General features: G+C 54.2%; 16 protein-coding genes. 10 read left to right on the top strand and 6 right to left on the bottom strand.

Translation table 11 applies throughout. The features are described 5' to 3' along the window. The first annotated feature begins 364 nt into the window (after nt 1-364). Both PHD76_09340 and PHD76_09335 read left to right on the top strand, forming a co-directional pair. Entirely contained in the window at nt 365-931 is a 567-nt protein-coding gene (locus tag PHD76_09340; GenBank protein ID MDD5262037.1) for a PH domain-containing protein, read from the top strand. A gap of 65 nt (nt 932-996) precedes the next feature. Further along, nucleotides 997-1,476, top strand: a complete 480-nt coding sequence (locus PHD76_09335) for a DUF3828 domain-containing protein (GenBank protein MDD5262036.1) — start codon at nt 997-999, stop codon at nt 1,474-1,476. Nucleotides 1,477-1,964: 488 nt separating this feature from the next. On the opposite strand, the gene arsB is transcribed toward PHD76_09335, so the two are convergent. The 6 genes from arsB to PHD76_09305 all read right to left on the bottom strand — a co-directional run bounded on the left by arsB (nt 1,965) and on the right by PHD76_09305 (nt 5,835). Next, nucleotides 1,965-3,023 carry an ACR3 family arsenite efflux transporter gene (gene arsB / locus PHD76_09330; protein MDD5262035.1) on the bottom strand — a complete coding sequence of 353 codons (1,059 nt, stop codon included), beginning with the start codon at nt 3,021-3,023 and terminating at the stop codon, nt 1,965-1,967. After that, complete coding sequence (locus PHD76_09325) at nt 3,020-3,520, bottom strand: arsenate reductase ArsC (protein MDD5262034.1); 501 nt, start codon at nt 3,518-3,520, stop codon at nt 3,020-3,022. The genes arsB and PHD76_09325 overlap by 4 nt, the downstream gene beginning before the upstream one ends. Further along, nucleotides 3,517-3,909 carry a metalloregulator ArsR/SmtB family transcription factor gene (locus PHD76_09320; GenBank protein MDD5262033.1) on the bottom strand — a complete coding sequence of 131 codons (393 nt, stop codon included), beginning with the start codon at nt 3,907-3,909 and terminating at the stop codon, nt 3,517-3,519. Before PHD76_09320 ends, PHD76_09325 begins: the two co-directional genes overlap by 4 nt. A 136-nt stretch (nt 3,910-4,045) precedes the next feature. After that, entirely contained in the window at nt 4,046-4,441 is a 396-nt protein-coding gene (locus tag PHD76_09315; protein ID MDD5262032.1) for a cytochrome c, read from the bottom strand. 5 nt (nt 4,442-4,446) lie between these two features. Continuing rightward, nucleotides 4,447-4,875, bottom strand: coding sequence for a DUF2231 domain-containing protein (locus PHD76_09310; GenBank protein ID MDD5262031.1), 429 nt, complete (start codon nt 4,873-4,875; stop codon nt 4,447-4,449). A 6-nt stretch (nt 4,876-4,881) separates the two neighbouring features. After that, the gene (locus PHD76_09305; GenBank protein ID MDD5262030.1) at nt 4,882-5,835 is read right to left on the bottom strand and encodes a metallophosphoesterase; all 954 of its coding nucleotides are present in this window, start codon (nt 5,833-5,835) and stop codon (nt 4,882-4,884) included. A gap of 181 nt (nt 5,836-6,016) precedes the next feature. Here PHD76_09305 and PHD76_09300 point away from each other — a divergent pair, with 181 nt between their 5' ends. From PHD76_09300 to PHD76_09265, 8 genes are all read left to right on the top strand, one after another. Continuing rightward, nucleotides 6,017-6,547, top strand: coding sequence for a sigma-70 family RNA polymerase sigma factor (locus tag PHD76_09300; GenBank protein ID MDD5262029.1), 531 nt, complete (start codon nt 6,017-6,019; stop codon nt 6,545-6,547). Beyond that, complete coding sequence (locus PHD76_09295) at nt 6,537-7,286, top strand: anti-sigma factor (GenBank protein MDD5262028.1); 750 nt, start codon at nt 6,537-6,539, stop codon at nt 7,284-7,286. The genes PHD76_09300 and PHD76_09295 overlap by 11 nt, the downstream gene beginning before the upstream one ends. 257 nt (nt 7,287-7,543) lie before the next feature. Then, the gene (locus PHD76_09290; protein MDD5262027.1) at nt 7,544-7,891 is read left to right on the top strand and encodes a hypothetical protein; all 348 of its coding nucleotides are present in this window, start codon (nt 7,544-7,546) and stop codon (nt 7,889-7,891) included. Between the two features lie 92 nt (nt 7,892-7,983). Next, nucleotides 7,984-8,838, top strand: a complete 855-nt coding sequence (locus PHD76_09285; GenBank protein MDD5262026.1) for a trypsin-like serine protease — start codon at nt 7,984-7,986, stop codon at nt 8,836-8,838. 94 nt (nt 8,839-8,932) lie between these two features. Then, the gene (gene can, locus PHD76_09280) at nt 8,933-9,577 is read left to right on the top strand and encodes a carbonate dehydratase (GenBank protein ID MDD5262025.1); all 645 of its coding nucleotides are present in this window, start codon (nt 8,933-8,935) and stop codon (nt 9,575-9,577) included. Between the two features lie 54 nt (nt 9,578-9,631). After that, nucleotides 9,632-9,874, top strand: coding sequence for a type II toxin-antitoxin system HicB family antitoxin (locus PHD76_09275; protein MDD5262024.1), 243 nt, complete (start codon nt 9,632-9,634; stop codon nt 9,872-9,874). Nucleotides 9,875-10,145: 271 nt separating this feature from the next. Next, complete coding sequence (gene dnaB, locus PHD76_09270) at nt 10,146-11,579, top strand: replicative DNA helicase (protein MDD5262023.1); 1,434 nt, start codon at nt 10,146-10,148, stop codon at nt 11,577-11,579. Between the two features lie 113 nt (nt 11,580-11,692). Next, nucleotides 11,693-11,938 (top strand): hypothetical protein, encoded by a 246-nt coding sequence (locus PHD76_09265; GenBank protein ID MDD5262022.1) that lies wholly within the window; start codon nt 11,693-11,695, stop codon nt 11,936-11,938. Nucleotides 11,939-12,338: the final 400 nt, after the last annotated feature.

The following is a 12,338-nucleotide window of genomic DNA, read 5'->3' as shown; positions in this document are numbered from 1 at the left end:
GAACCCCTTGTTTGGTATAAATATGAGAGGCGCCACATTAGTCGAGGTCGCCATGTCTTTTGCCATTACAAGCCTTATTTGTATATGGCTACTTCGTATTGGCGTTGCCGCTGGACTGAGTTCACGGCTAGACACCGGCATGGAGAAGTTGGGAATGCCACTTTGGCTTAGATGCTATATATATCCGGATTTTTGCTTATTTTTTGGCTAGTTTCCATATACACAAAACCTCGGAAGAGATGAAAAAACCGAACAAGGCATCTACTCAAAAGCCTGCAGCGTCTCGGCATCTACTTGCGCGCATGCTGAGCCGCCGCTCCCGGAGAACCGTGGGTGAGCTTGGCGTTAAGTGACAAAGCAATTTATGTACAATACAGCAAATTCAGAAATAGCGCGCGAGTTGAGCCAGAGCGAGAAGATCTTGTGGACAGGACAGCCAGGCCAAGGCTTTCGACTACGTTCATCCGATGGTTTTATGATCCCGTTCAGTTTGCTTTGGTGTGGATTTGCAATTTTTTGGGAGTCCAGTGTTTTTAGTACAGGTGCGCCATTCTTCTTCAAGCTTTGGGGAGTTCCCTTCGTTCTGGTTGGGTTATATATCGTTTTCGGACGATTCATTGTGGATGCAAAGATTCGTACTCGTACTTTTTATGGTGTTACCACGGATCGGGTCATTATCGTCAGCGGGCTATTCTCTCGACAAACAAAGTCCCTGCAATTGTCTGGATTGAACGAGATATCGTTGGCTGAGCGCCAAGATGGTAGCGGCACGATTACTTTTGGGCCACAGGCTCCATTTTCGCAACGGCTTCCTGCTGGGTGGCCTGGTTCTACTCAGTATATCGCTCCAGCTTTTGAAATGATTGAACGTGCCAAAGAAACCTATGATTTAATTAGGCAGACACAGAAGAAAACAGGAACAACAATCTAATCAAGCACTGTAGTTATGGGCGGGCGACGGTCGCCACAGATGAGCTTGCACGCTGGCACAAAACCATGAAACTTAACCTTATACTGCCACTGATTGTTATAACATTGGCCGGCCGGCAATTGATGGCTGAAATGCCGGGATCGAGCGCCCCATCGTCACCCGAAAGTGTGGTTTCCGATCTTTATAAACTGGATGCCAACAACCACAGCCCATTTTCCCAAACCAAGGATCATGAAGTGGTGAACAGGTATTTTGCGGAACCCCTGGCTCAACTTATCTGGAAGGACGCGGTGACGTCAAAAGGCGAAGTGGGCGCTCTCGACGGCGATCCCCTGTACGACGCGCAAGACATGGACATCAAAAAGTTTTCGCTTCGAAAATCCAAGTCCGAGAAAGACTCCGCAGAAGTGATTGCTTCGTTTGAAAACATGGGCCATAAAACCGAAATCACCTTTCTTCTTGTTCTCACAAAAGGGGGTTGGAAAATTTCCGACATCAAGTATGCGGGCGGCAGGCATTTGATCGGATTCTTGAGCGGGAAGTAATATTGCGCCCATCCTGTAAATCCTGCCTGCCCCGAAGTATTTCGGGGTTCATCCTGTCAAAATTTGAGTTCTTCTGTGTACTCGGCGACTCTGCGCAAGAGGTTGCCGGAACCGCTTTCAGGGTTCGGGATGATTTTTTGATTTTACCCAGGGTAGCTCCCGCCTTCGCTACGCTTCGGCGTGGCAACCCTGGGCTCAAAGACGAAACGGCGTTGCCGTTTTAACTAACATTTTGAATTTCAACAAGGTCCAGGTTTTTCCTCCGTGTTCTTTGTGGCTCTGTGAGAAAACAGTGCTTCCAATTTCGCGTGTTTTGCTCGCACTCCGGTCGAATCTCTCCGGTGGCGGACGTGATTGGCGCGAGACCTTGTGTTAGCTTCCAAGAGTTTGAGATAGAGATAGAGTAAGATTAGGATTAAGAGTAAGAGTATCGTTCATATACTCCGCGCCTTGGCGTCTTATGCCCTCTGTGTTAAACTTTTCTGTATCTAAACCCGTGCTGCCGGAAACCAATGCCTTGTCCGGTTGCAGACATGGCAGACGGAGAGCATCACCGGCACTTCCACCAGCACGCCCACGACCGTAGCCAGCGCGGCGCCCGAGCTGGGGCCGAAAAGCGTGATGGCCACCGCCACCGCCAGTTCGAAAAAGTTACTGGCGCCTATCAATGCGCCCGGTGCCGCCACGTTGTGTTCCACCTTGAACCAGCGCATGGCCAGATAGGCCAGGCTGCTGTTGAAATAAACCTGGATGATGATCGGGACGGCAATCAGCGCAACGGCCAGCCACTTCGTTCTCAGATTTTCAGACTGGAACGCAAAGATCAAAACCAGGGTCAGCAGAAGGGCCGTGATCGCCAGGGGATGGAATTTGGGCAGGAATTGTTTCTCAAACCATTCGGGCCCGTGCGTCCGGATCAGCAACACGCGAGTCAACCAACCGGCTGCCAAAGGGATGACAATAAACACCACCACCGAGGTGATGAGCACCTTCGATGGCACGATTACATTTGCGACGCCGCACAGAAACATGACGATGGGCGCAAAGGCCACGAGCATGATCAAGTCGTTTACCGCCACCTGCACCAGGGTATAGACGGGATCGCCATCGGTGAGATAAGACCAGACGAACACCATGGCCGTGCAAGGCGCTGCTGCTAATATAATCAACCCAGCCGTGTAGCTTTTGCCTGTTTCGGCGTCGATCCAGCCTTTGAACAGGTGCTGCATGAACAGCCAGGCGAGAAAGGCCATGCTGAACGGTTTCACCAGCCAGTTGACAATGAGGGTCACCATCAGGCCCTTGGGTTTGCGGGCCACGCCGCCGAGCGCGCCGAAATCGACTTTCAACATCATCGGATAGATCATCAGCCAGATCAGCACGGCGATGGGCGCGTTGACGTGCGAGCCCCGCACAAATTCCAGATTGCTGAGAGTGGTCGTTGCCTCCGGCAACAGCGCGCCCAGGACCACCCCGGCGATCATGCAGAGGAATACCCAGAGCGACAAATACCGCTCAAAAAATGGCAGCCGCTTTTTCTCGCTCATTCTTTTTCCCCGATCTCGCGCGTCATTTCGGCCAGTCGCAACCGGTCCAGCTTTTCAAGGGGCAGGCTGGTAAACAGCTCGATGCGGCGTTGGATTTGCAGGGCGACCTTGCGGAAAAGTTCATATTGTTCCTTTTCGCTGCCCTCGAATGCCGCCGGGTCCGGGGAACCCCAATGCGCCACTATCGGCTGGCCGGGCCAGATCGGGCAGGATTCGCGGGCGTTGTCGCAAACCGTAATGACAAAATCAAAGACGATGCCGGCCTCTTTGAATTCGTCCCACGACTTGCTGCGGGCTCCCGTCGTGTCGATTTTATAAATTTCCTTCAACACCCGTAAGGACATGGGATGCACATGGCCTTTGGGGCTGGCGCCCGCGCTGTAGGATTCGAAGCGGTCGCGGCCGATGCGTTTCATCAGGTATTCGGCCAGAATGCTGCGGGCCGTGTTGCCCGTGCAAAGGAACAGGATTTTGAATGGTTTGTGAGTCTTCATCATTTGCTCTTCTTTCTGAGCGGGCTGGCGCTGGGACAGCAGCCTTCGGCCAAGAGGGTGGTTACGTCCTTGGAATCCATCAGTTTGTCCAGCCTGGCCTTGTCCCTTTTGAAGGAGGGTTCGGTTTGAACGCAGTCCTGCAGGCATTTCAGGTTGGCGTCCAGTTCGACGGTTCGATGGGAGGGCAACTGGTAGATCATCCAGTTTTCATGGCGCCGGGCTTCGACCAGTCCGTGCTCGCGGAGGTAGGCCAGGTGCTTGGAGATTTTCACCTGCGGTTCGCGCAGGACGCTTTGGAAATGGCAGACGCAAAGGGGCGAGCGCAGGAGCAGGTGCAGGATGCGCAGGCGGGTTTGATCGCAAAAACATTGGTACACCCGGACGAGGTTCATGTCCTATGCATACTCAATTAGGTATATACGTCAAGGGGAATGTTCTCGAAGTTTCAAGTCTTAAGTTTAAAGTTTTAAGCGGGAAGGGAGTGCGAGCGCGCCCGGCGTTCGGCTTTGTGGCTGAATATCTTGCGGGTTAATTCAAGGTTCGCAAATACTCGCGCAGTGCCGCGATCCCGGCAGGCCCGTATTTTTTGGCGAAGGAGGGCATCCTGCCCTTGCTCCCGTTCCGGATCCTATGCTCGATCCGGGCGTTGCTTATTTTCAAGCCGTGCAAATTCGGCCCCTCATCGCCGCGGGCATCGTCGCCATGGCAATGCGCGCAGCTTTGGATGAAGTAGCCGCGTCCGAGCGCTGCCAGGGCCTGCTTGTCTGCGGCAGTCAATGTCGCAGCCGGCCCCGATGAAGCGGGTAACGGGCCGATTGGCGTCTGACTTTTCATGATTTCCGCCAAACCCAGAGCGGCGCCGAGGGCCAGCACCCCCGACAAGACGCCCAGCCCCGCGGCATTTTTTTCCACGAAAGCGGACATGACGGTCATCCGTTCAATAAAAGTTCGCCGCCCCAATAGCCTGCAGCCGCCACCAATCCCGCCGTGAGTATCATCAAGGCGAGATAAATGGCAAATACGCGGGAAGAAGCCTGGTTGCGCGCCAGCGCCCGCCACACGGCCAGCCCAACCATCAGTCCAAAGGCAGGCCAGACAAAGCAGTGGTGCCAAAGCAGGGGGCCGCTTCCCAGGGAATCCCAGCGGGTCATGACCAATCCGGAAATGACAGCCGGAAAAGCGCCCAGGACACCGAGGATCAGCGCGTAAAATCCGGCCGCGCGCAATCCCATCCGGCGTTCGGGGTTTGAGATCGCCATTGCCAGGCTGTCAAACAACACGGATGACAGCGCCAGCGCGACGGGAAAGTGCGTGCTGGCGCCGTGCAGTTTCGCCCAGAGGTTGGGGTCTGTTGTCATGGGATGTCAGGCCAGATTGGAATCGACGATGGCCAGCGCATGATTTTTTTCGACATACGACACTTTTGTCATGCCGAGGGTGCCGCGTAATTTTTCTCCGGGCACCGTCATCGGGCCGGGTTTGGGAGCGGTGCCGGGCGCGGGTTGCGGGAAGGCTGTGGAGCAGGCGGTGTGAAACGTGATGTTTCCTTCGACTTTCTGCAGGGTTTGATGGATGTGGCCGTTGAGTACGGTGACAGATCCAAACCGTTTCAAATACGACAAGGCTTGAGCGCCGTCATCCGTGCCCCAGCCCCATTGCGGATAAACCGTCCACAACGGTATGTGGGCAAAGACAACGATGGGAGTGCTGGTGGACAAGGGGGCGAGGTCGTTTTTCAACCAGTCCAGTTGCTCCTGGCCCAAAACACCCAGACCGCCTTCGCGGATGGTGGCGACATTCACCAGACCGACAAAATGAACGCCTTTCTGCTCGAAGCTGTACCAGCCGGTTCCGTGGGTTCCCTTCCCGAAGCGTTGCAAGTATTGCGCCCCATTATCGCTCAGGATGTCATGCTCGCCCGGAACATAAAACACCTGCTTGGTTTTGCATTCCTGCAAAATTTGATCCAGGGTATCGAACTCGGCCGCCTCGGACAAATGGCTCAGGTCACCCGTATGCAAAATAAAATCCGGGGCCTGCGGCAACGCATTAATGCGCCGGATTGCCTCGCGGCAGGTGGCGGCCACGTCTTTGTTGGCCGGTTTGTTGAATCCGATATGGCTGTCGCTGATCTGGACAAACGTGAAGTCCGCGCCCGCCGCCGCAGCGCCGTCCGGGGTTTCGCCCAGAACGGTCGAGCTGAGTATGCCGCCTTTCATGGCGCAAACGACGCCCGTGCCGGCCCATGCCATGCATTTTAAAAAACCGCGCCGGTCGATGCCGTCATGGTTGTGATCTTCCGTGATAGTGTCGTTCATCTGGTTTATCCTTTGTTGGGGGTTGATTGAAATTTCATGCCTTTGTTGGCTTTCATAGGTTTAAACTCCGGAGGACCCTGGTTTATTCCCGGGGACGGAAATAAATATTTCGCGCGGTTTGGGAATAAACTTGGAGCCTGGGGAGTTTAGGTTTAAAGAAAGGACGACTCGTGGAGGCGTCGTGGATCAACTGTCTGAATTTGAACACCTTATTTTGCCGCATATGGACGCCGCGTATAATCTGGCGCGCTGGATGTTGCGCAACGAACAGGATGCGGAAGATTCCGTACAGGAAGCGACCTTGCGCGCCTATCGCGCGTTCGGAGCCTTTCGCGGCGACAATGGGAAAGCATGGCTGCTCACGATTGTGCGCAATGTCTGCCTCAGCCTTCTTAAAAAACACCAAAAATCCGAGCTTGGTGAGCCGTTTGATGAGGCGTTTCACGGAGTGGTTGATGAGCCTCTTAACAATGGACATCTTGAACTGCAACAAATCCGCAGGGAATGGCTCGAGCACGGCTTGGAACAACTGCCGCTGGAGTTTCGCGAAGTGATCGTCCTGCACGAACTCGAAGGCATGGCCTACAAGGACATCTCGGCCACCGTTGGGATTCCCATCGGGACCGTGATGTCCCGGCTCGCCCGAGCGCGAAGAAAGCTGCACTTGGAACTAATGGAACTCTCGAAAAAGGAGGCTTCCCGTGGAATGTGATCAAGTCAGGCGCGTACTGGACGCCTTTGTGGACGGTGAGCTGGATGTGCTGCGCAGCATGGAAGTCGAGGAACATCTCCGCGCCTGCCCCGCCTGTGCCGGGATTGTTGAGTCGCAACGCGCGCTGGCGCAGTCGTTTCAGGAAAAATTGCCGCGGCACAGCGCGCCGGGCGCGCTCAAGACCCGCATCCAGGCGTTGTTGCGCGAGGAGGCCGGAAATAAAGTTCCGTGGTGGAAGGGCCCGTCTTTGATCCGGCCCTGGGCCGTTGCGTTTTTGATGCTTGTGGTGGCATCCGCATCGGCATTTTTTGTTGGCGGCAGTAATAGGAGTGGGAAACTGGCCGAGGAAGCGGTTTCCAATCACATTAGATCGCTGCAGGCAGGCCATTTGATGGACGTCGCATCCACCGACCAGCATACGGTCAAGCCCTGGTTCGCGGGGCGCCTGGATTTTTCGCCCATCGTCGTGGATCTGGCGGAGTCCGGTTTTCCGCTGCTGGGCGGGCGGCAGGACGTGTTGGATCACCAATCGGTGGCTGCGCTGGTGTATCAGCGCCGCAAACATTTCATCAATCTTTTTGTCTGGCCGGGCGGCAATGTGCCCGCCGCGTTTCGTTCGTTGCGGGGCTATCAAATCGAAGAGTGGTCCAGGTCCGGGATGAATTATCTGGCCGTGTCGGATCTGGCGGAAGCTGAATTCAGGGAATTTTCGGCCTTGATTCGGAAGCAAACAAATTAGCAAAAGCCGGGAAGAAGCTGCATCTGGTTCCGATTGGCGCCACGATTGAGGTTTGATTTTTACGTATCCGCCAAGAGTAAAAAATACATTTTGAACCACGGATGGACACGGATAAAAGCGGATAAAACCCAGCACAAGGTTTCGCGCCAAGCCACCAAGCCGCAAAGAAAAACTTTCAACCTGGGCGTTCTCGGCGCCTCTGCGGTGAATGATTAATTCGCCTTTCCTCCAGTGTCTGGCTTGATACGATGATCGAAATGAAGCGATTGCTTGTCGTCCTTATTCTTTGCGGAACGTTGTTGCCTGCGTCCGCGCAGGATGCAAAGCGAAAGCCTGAGAATCTGACAATGACGCTGGCATGGGTCGCCGATGCGGGACAGCCCAACCAATATGTGTTTGTCATCAATGGCGCTGTCGCCTACAAGAACCTGGATGGATTGAAGAACTACTTGAAGGATTTGCCGAAGGGCTCGACCGTTACCTGGAGTCCGGGATGTTGTCGCATTGGGAATGAGCCTCTTCTCGGCTCCCTGGCGGAGATGAAGAAGTTCAAGGAGTTTTGCGAATCCATAGGCATCAAATTTGTTCTGGTGCCATCGGGATAGCGTCTGTTACGCCCTCGTTCCGGGATTGCCTTTTGTGTCTATTTCGTCTATCATACCCACATATCGGAGGATGTCATGACCCTGGTGTGGATATGAAACCTTTGTCGTTTTATTTCGTTTTGTTCATGGTTCTCTCCCTGGCCCAAGCTAGGGCTATTGAGAAAGACGTGAGCGGCACGATTTCCTTTAATATAAGCCCTCCCACGAGCACCGACATTGCGAATTGGAACACAGGTTGGGGTTCGGGCGGAGTGACGGGCTGGGATTATGTGGGAACCGTTAATGGGGCCAGCGGCGTTTATTTGGGGAATAATTGGGTTCTCACGGCGGGGCATGTGGGCTCTGGAACTTTTGTGCTGGGTGGAACATCCTATTCGGTGCTGGCGGGTTCCACGCACGGAATTGTAAACCCGGACAGTACGATTGCGGACCTGACGTTGTTCGAACTCTCCTCAGCGCCAAGTCTGCCTTCCCTGACAATCGCGGGCTCCGCCCCCACTGCCTTTTCAGCAACACAATCGGGGAGCATGGTGGCCATGATCGGATATGGCGGCGGGCAGGGTGAAACCTGGGGTTTGAACACGGTCACAGACGTAAACCTGCCGATTGAGGTCACAGTCGGCAGTTCGACCTATTCCAGTACTGATTTTGCGACCGAGTACGGCACGATCACGGCCGGACTTGCCAGTGTTACAAATGATTACGTGTTGGTTACCGGCGATTCGGGCGGAGGGGATTTCATTTATAATTCCGCATCTTCGTCATGGATGTTGTCGGGCATTAATGAAGCGGTGGATACAAACCAGAATTCCTACATGGTGCAGCTCAACGCCTATGCGTCGCAGATCGACAGCATCACCGGCGTACCCGAGCCGTCATCACTTGGACTGCTTGGGCTTGGCCTTGGTTTTCTGGCATTGGTTTGGAGATTTCGCTTCGTTTCCTAGCCATGACGTTTTTGCCTCCCCATGCTCAATTTTCGCTCGCGATCCCTTTCACATGCGGCCATGATGTCGCATTCGTACAAGTATTTCTGTGCCCATGAGAACCCTCAAACATCTTTTCGAGAATAACAAGGCCTGGGCCGGACATATCCGCCAGGAAGACCCGGATTTCTTTCTCAAACTTTCCAGGCAACAGTTGCCCGGTTATCTTTGGATCGGCTGCTCTGACAGCCGGGTGCCCGCCAACGAAATTGTCGGATTGCCGCCCGGGGAATTGTTCGTACACCGGAACATTGCCAATCTGGTTGTACACACCGACCTCAACTGCCTCTCGGTCATGCAATTTGCCGTGGATATCCTGAAGATCCGACACATCATCGTTTGCGGGCACTATGGCTGCAGCGGCGTGCAGGCAGCGCTTCGGCGTGAGCGGTTGGGCCTGAGCGATAACTGGCTGCGGCATCTTCAAGACGTGCGGCAGAAACATGAGAAATGCCTGGCGGCCGCGGGTGATGGTTCCGGGGCATCCGATCGGCTTTGCGAATTGAATGTTATCGAGCAAGTGCTGAACGTTTGCCACACCTCAATTGCGCGCGACGCGTGGGAACGCGGCCAGGAGCTGGCGGTGCATGGCTGGATTTACGGATTGCAGAACGGGCTCCTGCGCGACCTGAACGCGACCGTTACCGGGTTTCAGGAAGCGCCGAAGGTTTACGACGCGGCGATTTCAGCTTTGGCCTGATTTATTGTTCTCTGCTGCATTGACCATTCCACATCAAATGGCTAGACTAATTTCATGAGAAGGTATACGGCCGTAATTGAGCGTTGTCCCGATACCAAGTTGTACGTGGGATATATTCCCGGCATGCCTGGTGCGCACTCCCAAGGCGAAACTCTTGATGAATTAAAAACAAATTTAGAGGAGGTCGTTTCGATGCTCCTTGAAGATGGTGATCCTCATCTCGAAGCAGAGTTTATTGGAACACAAGCAAAAGCCGAGTGCGCGACGATGAAAGCCTTTGTACGTACTCAGGTATAATCGTGCGCATGTCCCACGAGGAGTGAGACATGAGGGCTGAAGTTCCCGGCATCCCACAAGCCCAGAGAGGCTGAGTTATTCCCAAAGCCGTCTTCTTTATTTTGTAACATTCATCACTGGTATTTACGGCGTTCGAGGTCGGGTGAGAGAGTTACTGGAGACTTATTCACAAGGGGTAGGCGAGCTTATGCGCAATCTGTTCACCGGCATTTCACAGCCACTTCAACTGTACTCTTTCCACCCGGCTGCTATGAATTAGTACAACCCCTTCATGATCGCCGACCCCAGCCGCACCCTGCTTTCGAAAGGACATAAAAATGTCTCCTTTTCCATCGAAGGCCTTCCCGCCATCCACAGTCCCGAGGCGGAACGTTCCGTGCTTGGCGCGATGTTGTCGGACCCGGACCAGATTATTGATTTGGCGGAAAGTTCGGGCCTGACATTCAATGATTTTTTCCAGCCCGCCCACCAGGAGCTGTTCAAGGCCCTGACCGACATGCGCAGCAGGGGCATGGCCATCGACCCTGTCACGCTGCTGCAATATCTCGATGACCGGAAGCTGGGCGATACGGTGGGTGGCCCGGCATTGTTAGGGGAACTTTCCGCCGGCGTCGTTTCCGTGCTCACGGCGCCCAGCCACATTCAGACCGTCCGCCAAAAAAGCATCCTGCGCCACCTGCAACAGGCTTGCGCCAAGATCGTCTATGATTCGCAGGACAGGCAGCACGAGGTGGACGAGGTGCTTGACGAGGCCGAAAAGATCATTTTTGAGATTGCCGACCGCGGCGTCACCAATTCCACTGTCAAGCCGAAGGAGCTTGTTTTAAAGACCATCGAGATCATCGAGCGCACGATGAAGATGAAGGGGCGCTACGATGGCATGGCCACCGGGTTCAACGAACTTGACAAACTCACGACCGGATTCAAGGCCGGCGAAATGGTCGTCATCGCCGCGCGCCCGGGCGTCGGGAAAACCGCACTGGCCCTTTCCATGGCGAAAAATTTCATCTCGAAGCGTTACGACGAAAAGCTGGACCGTTTTGTGGAACCCGGTTATCCCGTCGGTTTCTTCAGCCTGGAAATGACAGCGGAGCAGCTCATGCTCCGCATGCTGGCCTCCTGCGCAAACGTCAAATTGCAAAGCATTCGTGACGGCAAAATGAGCCATCAGGATCTGGAAGGCATCACCATCATGGCCGAGCAGGTGGCCACGATGCCGCTGTATGTGGATGAATCCAGCATGCTGAGCATCAATCAATTGCGCGCCAAGGCGCGGCGCATGAAAAAAATGTTCGGCATCCAGGTTCTCATCATCGACTACCTGCAGCTCCTGACCTCCACCAGCGAGAAGGCGCGCGACAACCGGCAGGTTGAGGTGGCTGAAATTTCAAGAGGCATCAAGGCCCTGGCCAAGGAACTCGCCATTCCCATCATCGTGCTCGCGCAGCTCAACCGTAAGCCGGAGGAAGGCAACCAGGAGCCGGCGCTTCATCACCTCCGCGAATCCGGGTCCATTGAGCAGGACGCCGACGTGGTCATGCTGCTCAGCCGCGTTTTCGACAAGGATTCGGACGAATCCTCGCGGAGCGGCTACAAGGCCACGCTTAACATTGCGAAACAGCGCAACGGTCCGACCGATAAAATCCAGCTTCGCTTCCTCGGCGAATACACCCGCTACGAAGACGAGCCTCGGGAAGTAAGCTGAAACAGCCCCATTCAACGCAGAGGCACAGAGGACGCTGAGAGAAAGCAGTGTACGTGGTGCAAACCAATGACGGGCTGATTGATAAAATACCCGAAATCAGGCATGCTTCACTTATGAACCTGACGCTTTCGGTTTCACAAGAAATTGCCAATCAAGCCAGGAACCTGGCGGCTCGCAATGGCAAGAGTCTGTCCGCGTGGTTTCGCGAAAAGATTGAGGCGGAACCTGAAGCCATCCGGTTGGAAGAAATCCGCGCCATTGATCCGGAAACTGCCGACATGGTCGGAGCGGCATTGCCCTTGGAAGAGCACTGGGAAGATGCCCGGTGGCGTGCCCTTGCTGAAAAACACCTGCGATGAAAGTCTTGTCCGTCGGCGATTTACTCAAGCTCGTGTCCAAAAACTAAGGCTTATCTGAAAAGGATAATATTAAAAGGGCTGACGGCATTTGCAGCCTGCCTGGCGCTGCCACTCTTGTTTGTCGTAGGTAGTCTCTATTATGGGCCCTGGGCCGTTAAAAAGGAATTTTCTAACACGTTATCACGGAACCCGGAGTTGGTAGCGCACTACAATCAAATCAAAGAGCATGGCCTTCCTAAGGATAGCCCCGTGGCACGGATGATGTTGTATGGTCAGGGCGAAGTGTTGTTAAAAGATATTATTAAACACGATGAGAAACCAGGTGATTTGGCATTTCTTCTGATGCATCTGAAGTACAGGAAAACACAGGAAGAATATGATGTGTTGAAGAGTCTGCTGA

It is taken from the genome of Candidatus Methylacidiphilales bacterium (genome assembly GCA_028713655.1).
In the GTDB taxonomy this organism is placed as follows: Bacteria; Verrucomicrobiota; Verrucomicrobiia; order Methylacidiphilales; family JAAUTS01; genus JAQTNW01.
The sequence above is the reverse complement of the archived record's forward strand: the minus strand, read 5'-3'. Positions and strand labels throughout refer to the sequence as shown.

What these genes read in the sequence shown, in the direction of transcription:
- PHD76_09340 (MDD5262037.1), top strand. Translation starts at nt 365, where the DNA reads ATGTACAATACAGCAAATTCAGAAATAGCGCGCGAGTTGAGCCAGAGC.
- PHD76_09335 (MDD5262036.1), top strand. Translation starts at nt 997, where the DNA reads ATGAAACTTAACCTTATACTGCCACTGATTGTTATAACATTGGCCGGC.
- arsB (MDD5262035.1), bottom strand. Translation starts at nt 3,023, where the DNA reads ATGAGCGAGAAAAAGCGGCTGCCATTTTTTGAGCGGTATTTGTCGCTC.
- PHD76_09325 (MDD5262034.1), bottom strand. Translation starts at nt 3,520, where the DNA reads ATGATGAAGACTCACAAACCATTCAAAATCCTGTTCCTTTGCACGGGC.
- PHD76_09320 (MDD5262033.1), bottom strand. Translation starts at nt 3,909, where the DNA reads ATGAACCTCGTCCGGGTGTACCAATGTTTTTGCGATCAAACCCGCCTG.
- PHD76_09315 (MDD5262032.1), bottom strand. Translation starts at nt 4,441, where the DNA reads ATGTCCGCTTTCGTGGAAAAAAATGCCGCGGGGCTGGGCGTCTTGTCG.
- PHD76_09310 (MDD5262031.1), bottom strand. Translation starts at nt 4,875, where the DNA reads ATGACAACAGACCCCAACCTCTGGGCGAAACTGCACGGCGCCAGCACG.
- PHD76_09305 (MDD5262030.1), bottom strand. Translation starts at nt 5,835, where the DNA reads ATGAACGACACTATCACGGAAGATCACAACCATGACGGCATCGACCGG.
- PHD76_09290 (MDD5262027.1), top strand. Translation starts at nt 7,544, where the DNA reads ATGAAGCGATTGCTTGTCGTCCTTATTCTTTGCGGAACGTTGTTGCCT.
- PHD76_09285 (MDD5262026.1), top strand. Translation starts at nt 7,984, where the DNA reads ATGAAACCTTTGTCGTTTTATTTCGTTTTGTTCATGGTTCTCTCCCTG.
- can (MDD5262025.1), top strand. Translation starts at nt 8,933, where the DNA reads ATGAGAACCCTCAAACATCTTTTCGAGAATAACAAGGCCTGGGCCGGA.
- PHD76_09275 (MDD5262024.1), top strand. Translation starts at nt 9,632, where the DNA reads ATGAGAAGGTATACGGCCGTAATTGAGCGTTGTCCCGATACCAAGTTG.
- dnaB (MDD5262023.1), top strand. Translation starts at nt 10,146, where the DNA reads ATGATCGCCGACCCCAGCCGCACCCTGCTTTCGAAAGGACATAAAAAT.
- PHD76_09265 (MDD5262022.1), top strand. Translation starts at nt 11,693, where the DNA reads ATGAACCTGACGCTTTCGGTTTCACAAGAAATTGCCAATCAAGCCAGG.